This window comes from Pedobacter indicus (assembly GCF_003449035.1).
GTDB classification, from domain to species: domain Bacteria; phylum Bacteroidota; class Bacteroidia; order Sphingobacteriales; family Sphingobacteriaceae; genus Albibacterium; species Albibacterium indicum.
The window spans coordinates 1426832-1439912 of the sequence record NZ_QRGB01000001.1 but is presented as its reverse complement, the minus strand read 5'-3'; the positions used below and the strand labels follow the sequence as shown (position 1 = coordinate 1439912).

Sequence of the window (13081 nt, the reverse complement as noted above, 5' to 3'; positions counted from 1 at the left end):
AATGAAAAAATATACATTCACAGAAAAAAAAGACACTCGTTCAGGATTTGGCGCCGGACTAGCCGAAGTTGGACGAAAGAACGAAAATGTTGTTGCTCTTTGTGCAGATTTAATCGGCTCGTTGAAAATGGACGCCTTCATTAAGGAATTTCCAGAACGTTTTTACCAAGTTGGAATTGCCGAAGCAAATATGATGGGGCTAGCTGCAGGGATGACAATCGGCGGAAAGATCCCGTATACGGGCACATTCGCAAATTTCTCTACAGGTCGCGTATACGATCAAATTCGCCAGTCAATTGCATATTCAGGAAAGAACGTTAAAATATGTGCTTCCCATGCGGGATTAACACTTGGTGAAGACGGGGCGACTCACCAGATTCTTGAAGATTTGGGACTGATGAAAATGCTTCCCGGAATGACTGTAATCAACCCGTGTGATTATAATCAAACCAAAGCGGCCACTATCGCCATAGCAGAACATGACGGCCCTGTTTATCTTCGTTTTGGACGTCCTGTTGTTCCAGTTTTTACCGATCCCGATCAGAAATTCGAAATCGGAAAGGCATGGATGGTAAATGAAGGTAAAGATGTTAGTATTATCGCTACAGGGCATTTAGTATGGGAAGCAATTCAAGCTGGAGAGCAATTAGCTGAATTAGGCATCGATGCAGAGATCATTAACATACATACAATCAAACCACTCGATGAAGAGGCTATTATCAACTCTATAAAGAAGACAGGCTGCGTTGTCACTGCCGAAGAACACAATCGTCTAGGCGGGTTGGGAGATAGTGTTGCACAAGTTCTTGTTAAAAACCATCCAGTTCCTCAAGAATACGTGGCAGTAGATGATAGCTTCGGTGAAAGTGGCAAGCCAGCAGAGCTAATGGAAAAATACGGATTGTCTTCAAACGACATTGTAAAGGCAGCACAAAAAGTAATAAAGCGTAAGTAGCGAATCACATTTAGAATGGGTATTATTAACAGATACCCATTCTCACTACTATGGACGATAAGTTAATTCTTGATAAATTCGCCGATGAAAAGACTCGTGATGAAGCCTTTAGATTACTTCTGGATAAATATCAACAGAAAATCTACTGGCATATTCGTCGCTTTGTTCTCGATCATGACGATGCGAATGATCTCGTTCAAGATGTATTTATCAAAGTGTGGAAAAATCTGGCAAAATTTCGTGAAGATGCTCAGTTATATACTTGGATTTATCGTATTGCTTCGAACGAAAGCATTACTTTTTTAAACAAGAAAAAGCAAAATCTTAATATATCGATTGACGACGAGAGCTCAGGATTCTTAGCTGAAACTTTAACAGAGTCATCTTATTTCAACGGCGATAAAGCTCAAATCAAACTGCAACAAGCTCTACTCACCTTACCGGACAAGCAAAGGTTAGTTTTCAACATGAAATATTTCGAGGATCTGAAATATGAAGAAATTTCTGAAATCGTCGGCACGAGTGTAGGCGCTTTAAAAGCATCTTATCATTTAGCTGTTAAGAAGATTGAGAATTATTTTTCACAAACCGATTAAACCTTTTAAGAAAAACCTTATCTAAGGAGATACAATGAAAGAGCTAAGAAATAGTGAATATAACAATCAAGATTTTTTGAACGACTTGAAGTTGCAAGAAAACCCTTTTTCTGTACCAAAAAACTATTTCACTAACTTAAGCAAAGATATTCTTCAACGGAAGGACATTATAGACAGTACGCAAAAAACATTACTAACTCCCGAAAACTATCAAGTGGAGTTAACCAACGATATCCTCTTAAAAGTCTCCGAAGAAAAGTTAAAGTCTAAAGTTCCAAGAGATGGATTCACCGTTCCACCTTCATATTTCGATAATTTTCGAGCATCGATACTAGATGAAATCTCTAAAGAGGGACAAATACGCTCACTGCCTAAACCCGAAAAATTGCCTTGGGCAAGATACGCAGCTGCAGCTAGCATCGCTTTGGTAGTTTCTGTTGTTGCATTCTTTCAATTAAGTGAAAAGGAAGTCGAACCGGCTGCTGCCCAAGTAGAAAACATCATTGATGAGATTCCCGCTGATGAAATAATCAGCTACTTGGCCTTTTACTCCGAAACCAGCGATTATATCAAATTAAGCGAAGAGCTAGAGCAGCTTGAAGAAGAATCAGACGATTTTAAAGATTCATTTTCTTCGGAAGAAATAGAGTCGTATCTTGAGAACAGTATTTGATAGGAAGTCATGAAGCGATTATTAATTACATGTTGTTTTATATTATTTTCGTGCCTGCCGATTTTCGCACAGAAAGACTCAAATCGTTTTCAAAAAATAGAAGTTGCCAAAATAGCTTATATAACCAAAAAGCTCGACTTATCGCCACAAGAGGCTGAAAAATTTTTCCCGCTTTATAATCAATATCGAAACGAGATTCGACAAATTATGCATAAAAAAAGGTCTGAAGATGGCCTAAAAAGATCTTATCGTAACGAACTGGATTTTGACGCAGAGGTATTGGCATGTAAAAAGAAATACAGAGAAAAGTTTAAAACTGCTATTCCTGCATCCAAATCATCCAGATTTTTTGAAGTCGAAAGAGAATTTCGGGAGCAGCTTTTCAAGGAGCTACAAAGCAGGAATCGAAGATAATCACGATGCTCACTAACAGAGAAATATTCTTATTAAACACTGCACAAACCTCAAACAGCCCGCGTCTAACCGAAATAGTATCCGCAGAAGGCGTCTATCTATATGGACCCAAGGGTGAAAAATACCTTGACCTTGTTTCGGGATTTGCAGTTAATAATATCGGACACAGACATCCAAAGGTTATCCAAGCGGTGAAAAATCAGGTCGATCAACACATGCATGTCACCGTATATGGCGAATTTGTTCAAACACCTCAAGTAAAACTTGCAGAAAAGCTAGTTTCCATCTTCCCTCAAAACTTAAACTCAGTTTATTTTGTCAATTCCGGAACGGAAGCAACGGAAGGTGCGATGAAGGTAGCAAAAAAATATACGGGACGGACAGAAATCATTGCAGCAAAAAAAGCCTATCATGGGAGCACTCAAGGGGCTCTTAGTTTAATCGGCAATGATGAATACCGTAGTGCATACGGACCTCTTTTGCCAAATATTAACTACATTAGTTTTAATAGCTCTGATGAGCTGTCCTTGATTACCGACAAGACAGCTGCGGTAATATTAGAAACTGTTCAAGGCGAAGCGGGCATGCGTGTTCCAGACAAACGATGGTTGCAAGCTGTTCGTGAACGCTGCAATGAGACTGGAGCTCTTTTGATTCTAGATGAAATACAAACTGGATTCGGACGCACCGGGAAAATGTTTGCTTTTGAACATTTTGATATCGTACCAGATATCCTCTTAGTTGCCAAAGCTCTTGGAGGAGGCATGCCAATCGGTGCTTTTATTGCTGACCGAGAAATCATGCAAGTCATCACCAACAATCCGATGCTTGGACACATTACGACTTTTGGTGGTCATCCCGTATGTTGTGCCGCCGCCCTGGCATCGATCAATGTGATACTAGAAGAAAAGCTTTTCGACTCCGTAGAAAAAAAAGCCCAACTCTTTCGAAGAAAATTACAACACCCGTCAATTAAAGAAGTACGCGGACTGGGCTTTATGATGTGTATACAACTCGATTCATTTCAACAAGTAGAAGCTGTCAGTAAATATTGTGCAGACAATGGAATTATGATTGACTGGTTTCTTCACTGCGAGACCGCTCTTCGAATTGCACCGCCACTAATTATCAAAGAGGACGAAATTAATGACGCTTGTGACATCATCTTAAAGGGTATCGAACTTTTTACATAAAAATCTTATAATCAGGCTTTAGTAAAAACAATTCATCAAACAAAACCACACGTATTCTGTTGAATATTTTAAGCAACGACTGCGACGCTTAAGAATAAAAGACATTATACACTTAGATGGAGAAAATTGCCTCTTCGAATGTCCAAGATGACACGGCACATTCGAAAATAAAAAACAGTTTAAGCTTAAATGATGCAGTTGTCCTTATCGTGGGCCTGGTAATCGGCGCCGGCATATTCAGAACCCCTTCGGTAGTAGCAGCGAACTCAAGTAGTCCAGAATTGTTTTTTCTCGCGTGGATTGGTGGCGGAGCCGTCTCCTTAATTGGCGCACTCTGTTATGCCGAATTAACAACAGCCTTTCCCAATGCCGGTGGCGACTACTATTTCATAAGAAAAGCTTTCGGTAAAAAAGTAAGTTTTCTATTTGTTTGGTCCAGACTTAGTGTAATTCAAACTGGATCAATTGCTATTCTCGCCTATGTTTTCGGAGATTACCTAGCAGTCATATTTAATGTCGGCGCTCTGTCATCCATCCTTTATGCTGCCACAATTGTCATCATTTTGACGGCAATCAACCTCGCAAATATTCGTTTTGGAACGCTGACACAAAAGGTGTTTACAACGGTAGAAGTCGGAGGAATCCTCCTCGTCGTTGTTGCCGGTCTCTTTTTTACACCTGATGATGCGAAACCCTTACAAGAAGCAAGCTCTGGACTAAGCTCCGGGTCTTTTGGACTGGCTATGGTCTTTGTACTATTAACCTTTGGTGGTTGGAATGAAGCGGCTTATATTTCAGCGGAAACCCATTCGGGAAGCAGAACAATGGCCAAAGCGCTAATTGTAAGCATATTAATCATAACATCAGTATACTTATTAATTAATTACACGTTTGTTCAGGTGCTCGGTCTTGAAAACATGGGACAATCAGACGCCATCGCCAGTGACTTAATGTATACAGCCTTTGGCAATACCGGAAGCAAACTTATTGGAGCTTTAGTTGCTGTTTCAGCCGTCACATCAATCAATGCAACAATTTTTACAGGTGCAAGAAGCACCTATGCTTTGGGAAGAGATTATTCTATATTCGCGCCTTTAGGTAAATGGAACAGCCAAACATCTGTCCCTACTACGGCATTTATTGTACAAGCTATCGTGTCACTTCTCCTTATTAGTCTCGGACTATTGACACGGGACGGATTTGAAACGGTCATTGAATACACCGCACCTGTATTTTGGTTCTTTTTCTTGCTTGTAGGCATATCTATTTTTGTACTTCGAAAGAAAGAACCCTCGGCCAAGCGACCCTTTAAAGTTCCCCTCTATCCGGTTACGCCGATTTTATTCTGCTTGACCTGCGCTTATCTCCTTTATTCAAGCATTATGCATACTGGGATTGGTGCGTTAGTCGGGATTGCGGTTTTACTAGTTGGGTTCATCCCACTTTATTTCCAAAATATAAAAAATAAAAAGTCAATCCATATTCATTAACTAATTAAAATAACAAACGATGAAAACACTCAAAAACATGATGGCGATTGCCATTCTATTTATCGCAGTCGCGACAGTCAAGGCTCAAGACAGACCACAACTAGATGTTCCCTATGTTCCAACTAACCAGGCGGTAGTTGACGCTATGCTCGAGTTGGGGCAGGTAAAGGGAGATGACATCCTTTATGATTTAGGATGTGGGGATGGTCGAATCGTAGTTACCGCTGCGAAAAAATATGGCACCAAGGGAACCGGAGTTGATATCGACCCCCAAAGAATCAGTGAAGCTAATGCCAATGCTGAAAAAGCAAATGTTACTGATAAAGTAAAGTTTATCGAGGGGAACCTGTTCGATGTTGACCTTAGCGATGCAACGGTAGTAACACTATATCTACTTCCCGACGTAAATATTAAACTGAAACCCAAATTATTAAAGTTAAAATCGGGAACAAGGATTGTATCACACGCATTCGATATGGGTGACTGGAAACCAGAAAAGACCATCCAGGTAAATGGTTCAACTATCCACTATTGGGTGGTACCCTAGATCATAATAAAACTGCGAAAGTCACTATACTTTTGTATGGTAACTTCCATGGGAAGAGAAAGTCTTCAGGAAGTAAATTTTCCATCTGCTTTCTCTTCCTCATTTTCTATTTGATAACTTTGAGTTACCCATCAATATTATCCAGATAGAAGACATGAAGAAAGAATCCATAAAAGACATTCAACTTTCCGTACTCGACTTAGCACCAGTTTTAGAGGGTTTTACCCCTGCCGACACCTTCAAGAGTAGTTTAAAAGTAGCCCAATATGTTGAAGAGCTTGGCTATCATCGGTACTGGTTTGCCGAACATCACAATATGGAAGGTGTGGCCAGCTCAGCAACTGCGATTTTAATCGCTCATATTGCTCAGGGAACCTCCACAATTAGAGTAGGTTCTGGCGGAATCATGCTGCCAAACCATGCACCTCTTATCGTTGCCGAACAATTCGGCACCTTGGCGACCCTATTCCCTAACCGAATCGACTTAGGATTAGGGCGTGCTCCTGGTACCGATCAGTTGACTGCAATGGCCCTGCGACGAGAGCAGAGAGCTGCAATGGAATTTCCTAAGAATGTCCAAGAACTTCAAACCTATTTATCGGCTGAGAACCGTCATGGAAGAGTACGGGCAATTCCAGGAGAAGGACTGGATATTCCAATCTGGATATTAGGATCTAGTACCGACAGCGCACATTTAGCTGCCGCCCTAGGGCTACCTTACGCATTTGCCAGTCACTTCGCCCCAGCACAATTGCACCATGCCCTATCAATTTATCACCAGAACTTCCGGCCATCCTCACAGCTAAAAGAACCCTATACGATGGCTTGCGTAAACGTAATCGCAGCGGACTCGGATAAAGAGGCTCAAAAACTAGCTACTTCTTTTAAGAACATGTTCTTAGGCGTTATCACCGGCAAAAGAGAAAAGCTACAAGCACCCGTCGACCCCGACGATTTTTTAATAGATCCAATGGAAGAAGCTGCTTTACAACAAATGATTTCCTATACCTTCACCGGGACCCCTGATAAAATAAAAGGGGAAATCGATTCATTCATAGGCAAAACTCAGATCGACGAGCTCATGACGGTCTCTTATATCTATGATCTTCAAGCTAGGCTCCATTCTTTTAAGTTACTCAGCGAATTAAAAGCAGTTTAATCTCCACTATATTACTAGGAATTCTTATCTTTATTTCAAGTTGATTAATTATTAAACAAAGAATGGAGAGAAGAAAATTTATTAAAAACCTAGCTGCTACAGCTGTAACTGGCAGCATACTCACTGGAACAATCACAGAAACCATGGCATCCAAAAAAGAAAAAGAGGTAATTGCACACTATGTGCTTTTCTGGCTCAAAGATGATCTTACAAAACAAGAAGTAAACGACTTTACCGGATTTTTTGAAGAGTTAAAATCCATACCAAATATCAAGTCATTACACTATGGCCCTCCGGCTAACACTCATCAAAGAGATGTTGTAGACAATAGTTTTTCCTATAATCTTCTCGTATATTTCGACACCATGGAGGACGTCGATACTTATGAAAATCACCCAATTCATTTAGCGGCTATTGATAAGTACAGTAAAAATTGGACTAAAGTTGTCGTGCACGACTCGGTGATAAAAATGTAGATTCGACACTTGTAGCCTCTATACAATACACAGATGTTTCTTGACTTCTTGGAGCCAAAATAATTTCAACGTTATCTGCATATTCAGCAAATAAATTTTGAACAGTAAGAGGACAGTTATTATTGGCCGATAGATGTGATAAAAATACATGACTTAAATAAGAAGGACGATGACTTACAAACAAGTCCAGTGCCTTCTTATTTGACAAGTGCCCCTTCCCCCCTCTGATCCTGTGCTTTAGGTAAAAAGGATAGTTACCGCTATCAAGCATTTCGTCATCATAGTTTGTTTCCAGGAAAACAGCATGACAACGTTTAAAGTTTGTAACCAACTGATTGCAAACCTCACCGATATCCGTGAATACGCCGATGTTCACACCTTCACCCGAAACTAGGAAGCTATGCGGATCAATTGCATCATGCGCCTTCGGAAAAGCATAAACTTCTAGGTCACCTATTCTAATTATGTCAAAAGCCTTAAAAGACCTAATCAAATGCTCTTCGAGAGCAAGACGACTATAAATAAGTGTTTTGGGTGTAATGTAAATCAAAATTTGATATTTCTTAGCCAATACACGCAATCCACGAATATGATCAGAGTGCTCGTGACTAATAAAGATTGCTCTTACTTTCGTCATAGAAAGTTCCAATCGCTTCATTCGCTTCTCGATTTCACGGCAAGAAATTCCCACATCTATCAAAATTGCTTCGTTATCGTTTGCTATGTAATAACAATTGCCGTTGCTTCCCGAATTGAGCGATGAAATAAATAAGGGCATATCACAAAGTTAAGAACATATTCAGAAACTGCCTAGGCAGATACAGAAAAACTAATTATATCGTATATATTTGCAGCTAGATTATTAACATACAGTTAACTATTTGATAACAATAGTCTATAAAAGGAAAATGAAACCTATTAATATCTTGCGAGATATTTAAAATGGGTAAATATTATGAAGCATACATGGTTATTGGTTGTTCTATTTTTAATGGTTAATTCGCTTTATTCACAAGATAAATTCGAAAAAGAATCGCGAATCAAAAGTTCAGAGGTATCTATGAAAGCAACAGACTACGTAGAAAGCATCTTCTCGGGGTCTCAAAAAATAAAGTGGTATTTAGAAGAGAATCTGGAAGGCATGGCTGTAGAAGCGAAAATAAAAGAAAACAGAACAATTTATAGTATCAAATTTGACACCTTAGGTAATCTTCAGGATATAGAATTTATACAACGTTTTGATCAACTTCCCATACGAGCACAACAAAAAATAACAGATTATTTTCAAGGAAATTACGATCGTTATAAAATCCGCAAAATTCAAATTCAGTGGATTGGAGATGCAAACTTGTTGCGGTCAGTTCTCTTAAAAGAAACGCAGAGTCAACAGTATGAAGTTAATTACGAAATCGTATTCTCGGGAAGAAAAGATGGCGATAGACAATCCTATGAAGCTATATTTTCAGACACGGGTGAACACATTAAAACAAAAAAAATAATATCAAGAAACCTCAATCATTTAATTTATTAAAAACCTTCGTTAAATACGTCCATGAGACCAATCTTAATTCTTTTCTTTCTGTTTATCTGTGTTTTTCAAGCAAGCTTTGCTCAGAACAGATTTGGAATTATGCCCCAAATCAATGTCGACTTCAAATTAACTGATGGTTGGAAAGTAAACTCTAAATTAGAGAACCGTCAAATTCTTTACCAAAACCCTTACGATGGCACTGGTGGTCGTGTAGAATTTGAAAGAACTGACCTGGACGTCATTATTACTCGAGATAAAGGAGTGTTAAAAGGTTTGGGAGCAGGTTACATGATACGAAGGCAAGATATTGACGGATCTTTTGTTCATCGGTTTATTCAGCAATACAGTTTTAGCCGAGAACTCACTGGTATCAATTTAGCCCATCGGTTTAGAACCGACCAAACTCTAGAGGAAAACGAAGCTACCCAATATCGGCTAAGGTATCGGATTAGTCTGGAAAAGCCATTAAACGGGCTGGAAGTTGATCCGAAAGAATTTTATCTTAAATTCAGCAATGAATACGTCGGAATTTTGAAAGATCAGGTCGGTAATTTAGAGATAAGAGCAGGCTCATCAGTTGGATACAATCTCACCGATAATACACAACTTGAGACAGGATTCGATTACCGTGCAGAAGAGCTTATTGGCTCTAATACTGAACACCTCCTTTGGTTAACTATCGGCTTTTATCACAGTTTCTAAAAAACAAGTGGTTCCCCTACCTTCAGTCCCTGTGACTTAGCAAACGCGCCACAAAGATTAAAAAGCAAACGCGCTCCGACATTCCCGTCCCAACTATCTTCGCCCGGTGACACCTCTACTAAATCGAAGCCAATGATTATCTTTTTACTCTTTGCCAACTCATGAATCAAATAGCTGACCTGTTCAAAAGATAATCCACCTGGTACGGGTGTTCCTGTATTCGGACAATACCATTGGTACAAACTATCGATATCACAGCTAATAGCCACATTTTCGGGAAGCATTTCAATAATCTCCCTGCATTGTTCTTTCCAACTCCAGCCATCAAAAGCATTTTCTTTTAGGTAATTATCTGTAAAGACCTTAACCTTACCCGCAGATGACTTCACAACAGATACTTCCTGTTCGCAAAAGTCGCGTATTCCTACTTGCACAAGTTTTTCAATGGCTGGTAACTGCAAGGCATTGTACATAATTGAGGCATGAGAATATGTAAAACCTTCGTAAGCAATCCGTAGGTCCATATGTGCATCTAGATGCAATATACCAAAGCTTTCATAACTCTCAGCAAGAGCCTGATAGTACCCCAAAGGCGTGCTGTGGTCGCCACCCAATAAGGCTACTTTTTTTCCCTGTTTCTTCCAATATAAAACACGCTCTTTCACATCGCTATTCAAATGCTCACACGCTTTATTAATTTCGAGCAGATTAGCTCTTAAACCTGGATGTGAATCAATACTACCTCCCGCTTCAAGTACTTCAATGACGGACTGAGCCTTTTCTTTTAAAGTCGAATTTTTGAGCATCCAATCGGAAGCAAGACCCTCATCCACAAAGATTCCCAGCTTCCACAACTCTGGATATGCTTGATTATATAAATCCATCTGATAAGAGGCATCCAAAATAGCATTAGGTCCCAAAGAAGCCCCATCGCCATAACTCACTGTAACCTCGCAAGGTACTGCGATAACGATGATCTCACTTTCGTCAGCGTTAAACGGCAGTCCAAATATGGATGCATCTGCTGCGCCGGGTTGGTTCGGATCAAACTCAGCGATTTTTTGTTGTTTATTCGTCATCAGTGGAATTTATTTGAAATAATCGTTCAAAAATAAGACATTTCGTATAATTTATGCCAACGGATTGTTATTCTTCACGTGCAATCGATTGAATTTACAAAAAGCTTTTTTAAATTTAGAGATTATTAACCGATCAAAATACCGAGGAATGAATAAAAAAGAAATCACAATCTATGATATAGCTGAAAAATTAAAGCTTTCACCCTCGACGGTCAGCAGAGGACTTCAGGATCACCCGGCAATTAACAAAAACACGAAGCAGAAAATCAATGACTTGGCCTTCGAACTCGGTTATAGATCTAATAAATTTGCAAGTAACCTCCGAAAGCAACGAACCAATACGATTGGCGTCATTATACCTAAATTAGATAGTCTTTTTATGTCCTCTGTAATCTCGGGGATCGAAAAAGTTGCTAACAATGCTGGTTACAATCTGATTATCAGTCAGTCTTTCGAATCACAGGAAAAAGAACAAACCAATGCGAGCACCATGTATAACAGTCGTGTCGACGGATTAATCATATCTCTTTCTAATGAAACCAAAGATTTCAAACACTTGGATATGTTTGTCGACAAGGGCATTCCTTTAATCTTTTTTGATCGTGTCACGGATAACCCTCTAACAACTAAAGTTGTAATTGACAATTTCAAAGCTGGACATACAGCGACAACTCATTTAATAGAACAAGGTTGTAGAAATATCCTACACATCACGGGCAATTTGACGAGGAACGTATATAATGACAGGCTCTCAGGGTTCAAAAAGGCAATCGAAGACAATGGACTAGCTCTCACCTCCGATTCGGTGATTTCCAACACATTACGCGAAGAAGATATTCGCGATTGTTTAGAAAATGATATTTTAAAAAGAAAACCCCTGCCAGACGGTATCTTCATAGCAAATGACTTCGCGGCTGCATTTACGATCGTGAAACTTAAAGAAGCCGGACTCCGAGTTCCAGAAGACGTCGCTGTCATTGGCTTTAACAATGACCTAATCTCAAAAGTAACGGAACCGCCTATCAGTACGATTAACTATCCGGGTAAAGAAATGGGAGAAAGTGTTGCGAGAATTCTGGTTAATCAATTAGAACAAAAAGAAAATACAAGTATCACGAGTACAATTATATTAGACACAGAACTAATTGTCCGGAAATCCTCACAGAAAAGATAACAGAGTTCTTGAGACAAATTCAATTATCATTGACACAAATTAGCTTTCTTATCTCTTTAATTACTTTTTTATTTGTAATAGGGTAAATTATCATACTAAATCAGACATCCATACATGCAAGGACTACAACAGTTTTCATTGGAGAACAAAGTGATCGTTATTAGCGGGGCGACCGGTGTTTTGGGAGCTTCCTTTTCTTTAGAAGTAGCACGGGCTGGTGCAAAGGTGGTTGTTCTAGGTCGTAACAAGGAGCGTGCGCAAAAACGAGTTTCTGAAATAGAAGCCATCGGCGGGCAAGCTTTCTACATTTTAGCCGATGTGCTCTCTGAAGACGAGATCCGTCGGGCCAAAGAAGATATTATAGACAAATGGGGAACCATTGACGGCCTGGTAAATGCTGCGGGAGGCAACATCGCTGGCGCAACAATACAGCCAGATCAAAATTTATTCAGTGCCAAAATAGAAGACACCAAAAAAGCCGTAGATCTTAACCTTTTTGGCACAGTCATACCTACCCATATTTTCGGTCAGGTTATCGCGGAAAAAGGCAAGGGATCCATCGTTAATATCTCATCTCTAGCAGCGCAGCAGGCGATCACCAGAGGGCTGGGGTATACAATGGCCAAGTCGGCAATCGAAGGTTACACGAGATGGATGGCGTCTGAATTAGCATTACGTTATGGAGATGGCGTCCGCGTTAACGGAATCGCACCAGGTGTATTTTTAACCGAACAAAATAGAGACCTACTGATCGATTCCGCCGGCAATTACACACAAAGAACAAAACAATTTATAGATAATACACCCTATAGGCGATTAGGTAAACCAGAAGAACTAACGGGAACGTTGATTTTTCTCCTGAGCGACGCATCAGGCTTTGTTACGGGAGAAACGATTCTAGTGGATGGCGGTTTCAATGCTTTTAGTGGTGTTTAACATCAATAAGCATTATTTGTAAATATTAAAATAGGAGGCACATCGAAACACTGATACACAGCTATCAATAAAATACCAATTGCTTTAAGTAACCAATTTACATACTATTCAACCAATTAATACTTAGCGCTATAGCTTTAACCTAAACCATTAGGA

The 13081-nt window shown here is 39.6% G+C and carries 15 protein-coding genes; 13 read left to right on the top strand and 2 right to left on the bottom strand.

The genetic code is table 11. The annotated features are described in order from the left end of the window. The first annotated feature begins 1 nt into the window (after position 1). From D3P12_RS06520 to D3P12_RS06480, 9 genes are all read left to right on the top strand, one after another. The gene (locus D3P12_RS06520) at positions 2-955 is read left to right on the top strand and encodes a transketolase family protein (protein ID WP_118194223.1); all 954 of its coding nucleotides are present in this window, start codon (positions 2-4) and stop codon (positions 953-955) included. 50 nt (positions 956-1005) lie between these two features. Then, positions 1006-1551: an RNA polymerase sigma factor gene (locus D3P12_RS06515; protein WP_118194222.1), complete on the top strand. Its 546-nt coding sequence runs from the start codon at positions 1006-1008 to the stop codon at positions 1549-1551. A gap of 34 nt (positions 1552-1585) precedes the next feature. Further along, positions 1586-2224 carry a hypothetical protein gene (locus D3P12_RS06510; protein WP_118194221.1) on the top strand — a complete coding sequence of 213 codons (639 nt, stop codon included), beginning with the start codon at positions 1586-1588 and terminating at the stop codon, positions 2222-2224. Positions 2225-2233: 9 nt separating this feature from the next. Beyond that, entirely contained in the window at positions 2234-2638 is a 405-nt protein-coding gene (locus D3P12_RS06505) for a hypothetical protein (protein WP_118194220.1), read from the top strand. A gap of 5 nt (positions 2639-2643) precedes the next feature. Continuing rightward, positions 2644-3831 carry an aspartate aminotransferase family protein gene (locus tag D3P12_RS06500; protein ID WP_118194219.1) on the top strand — a complete coding sequence of 396 codons (1188 nt, stop codon included), beginning with the start codon at positions 2644-2646 and terminating at the stop codon, positions 3829-3831. A gap of 116 nt (positions 3832-3947) precedes the next feature. Next, a complete protein-coding gene (locus D3P12_RS06495; RefSeq protein ID WP_118194218.1) occupies positions 3948-5321 on the top strand; it encodes an APC family permease in 1374 nt (457 codons plus the stop codon). A 19-nt stretch (positions 5322-5340) separates the two neighbouring features. Then, positions 5341-5868: an SAM-dependent methyltransferase gene (locus D3P12_RS06490; protein WP_118194217.1), complete on the top strand. Its 528-nt coding sequence runs from the start codon at positions 5341-5343 to the stop codon at positions 5866-5868. 154 nt (positions 5869-6022) lie between these two features. Beyond that, positions 6023-7027 carry an LLM class flavin-dependent oxidoreductase gene (locus tag D3P12_RS06485; protein WP_118194216.1) on the top strand — a complete coding sequence of 335 codons (1005 nt, stop codon included), beginning with the start codon at positions 6023-6025 and terminating at the stop codon, positions 7025-7027. 62 nt (positions 7028-7089) lie between these two features. Next, positions 7090-7503, top strand: coding sequence for a Dabb family protein (locus D3P12_RS06480; RefSeq protein ID WP_118194215.1), 414 nt, complete (start codon positions 7090-7092; stop codon positions 7501-7503). Here the strand turns inward: D3P12_RS06480 and D3P12_RS06475 are convergent. Beyond that, positions 7466-8281, bottom strand: a complete 816-nt coding sequence (locus D3P12_RS06475; protein ID WP_118194214.1) for an MBL fold metallo-hydrolase — start codon at positions 8279-8281, stop codon at positions 7466-7468. The two genes, D3P12_RS06480 and D3P12_RS06475, sit on opposite strands and share 38 nt — an antisense overlap. Positions 8282-8458: 177 nt before the next feature. On the opposite strand from D3P12_RS06475, the gene D3P12_RS06470 reads away from it, so the two are divergent. Both D3P12_RS06470 and D3P12_RS06465 read left to right on the top strand, forming a co-directional pair. After that, positions 8459-9034 (top strand): hypothetical protein, encoded by a 576-nt coding sequence (locus D3P12_RS06470; RefSeq protein ID WP_118194213.1) that lies wholly within the window; start codon positions 8459-8461, stop codon positions 9032-9034. A gap of 21 nt (positions 9035-9055) precedes the next feature. After that, complete coding sequence (locus tag D3P12_RS06465) at positions 9056-9736, top strand: DUF2490 domain-containing protein (RefSeq protein ID WP_118194212.1); 681 nt, start codon at positions 9056-9058, stop codon at positions 9734-9736. On the opposite strand, the gene D3P12_RS06460 is transcribed toward D3P12_RS06465, so the two are convergent. Then, positions 9733-10815: an agmatinase family protein gene (locus D3P12_RS06460; RefSeq protein WP_118194211.1), complete on the bottom strand. Its 1083-nt coding sequence runs from the start codon at positions 10813-10815 to the stop codon at positions 9733-9735. The genes D3P12_RS06465 and D3P12_RS06460 overlap by 4 nt on opposite strands. Positions 10816-10963: 148 nt before the next feature. Here D3P12_RS06460 and D3P12_RS06455 point away from each other — a divergent pair, with 148 nt between their 5' ends. Next, positions 10964-11989, top strand: a complete 1026-nt coding sequence (locus D3P12_RS06455) for a LacI family DNA-binding transcriptional regulator (protein WP_118197004.1) — start codon at positions 10964-10966, stop codon at positions 11987-11989. A 114-nt stretch (positions 11990-12103) separates the two neighbouring features. Continuing rightward, positions 12104-12925: an SDR family oxidoreductase gene (locus tag D3P12_RS06450; protein ID WP_118194210.1), complete on the top strand. Its 822-nt coding sequence runs from the start codon at positions 12104-12106 to the stop codon at positions 12923-12925. The last annotated feature ends 156 nt before the right edge of the window (positions 12926-13081 follow it).

Coding starts and splice junctions, on each gene's coding strand:
- D3P12_RS06520 (WP_118194223.1), top strand. CDS start 2: ATGAAAAAATATACATTCACAGAAAAAAAAGACACTCGTTCAGGATTT.
- D3P12_RS06515 (WP_118194222.1), top strand. CDS start 1,006: ATGGACGATAAGTTAATTCTTGATAAATTCGCCGATGAAAAGACTCGT.
- D3P12_RS06510 (WP_118194221.1), top strand. CDS start 1,586: ATGAAAGAGCTAAGAAATAGTGAATATAACAATCAAGATTTTTTGAAC.
- D3P12_RS06505 (WP_118194220.1), top strand. CDS start 2,234: ATGAAGCGATTATTAATTACATGTTGTTTTATATTATTTTCGTGCCTG.
- D3P12_RS06500 (WP_118194219.1), top strand. CDS start 2,644: ATGCTCACTAACAGAGAAATATTCTTATTAAACACTGCACAAACCTCA.
- D3P12_RS06495 (WP_118194218.1), top strand. CDS start 3,948: ATGGAGAAAATTGCCTCTTCGAATGTCCAAGATGACACGGCACATTCG.
- D3P12_RS06490 (WP_118194217.1), top strand. CDS start 5,341: ATGAAAACACTCAAAAACATGATGGCGATTGCCATTCTATTTATCGCA.
- D3P12_RS06485 (WP_118194216.1), top strand. CDS start 6,023: ATGAAGAAAGAATCCATAAAAGACATTCAACTTTCCGTACTCGACTTA.
- D3P12_RS06480 (WP_118194215.1), top strand. CDS start 7,090: ATGGAGAGAAGAAAATTTATTAAAAACCTAGCTGCTACAGCTGTAACT.
- D3P12_RS06475 (WP_118194214.1), bottom strand. CDS start 8,281: ATGCCCTTATTTATTTCATCGCTCAATTCGGGAAGCAACGGCAATTGT.
- D3P12_RS06470 (WP_118194213.1), top strand. CDS start 8,459: ATGAAGCATACATGGTTATTGGTTGTTCTATTTTTAATGGTTAATTCG.
- D3P12_RS06465 (WP_118194212.1), top strand. CDS start 9,056: ATGAGACCAATCTTAATTCTTTTCTTTCTGTTTATCTGTGTTTTTCAA.
- D3P12_RS06460 (WP_118194211.1), bottom strand. CDS start 10,815: ATGACGAATAAACAACAAAAAATCGCTGAGTTTGATCCGAACCAACCC.
- D3P12_RS06455 (WP_118197004.1), top strand. CDS start 10,964: ATGAATAAAAAAGAAATCACAATCTATGATATAGCTGAAAAATTAAAG.
- D3P12_RS06450 (WP_118194210.1), top strand. CDS start 12,104: ATGCAAGGACTACAACAGTTTTCATTGGAGAACAAAGTGATCGTTATT.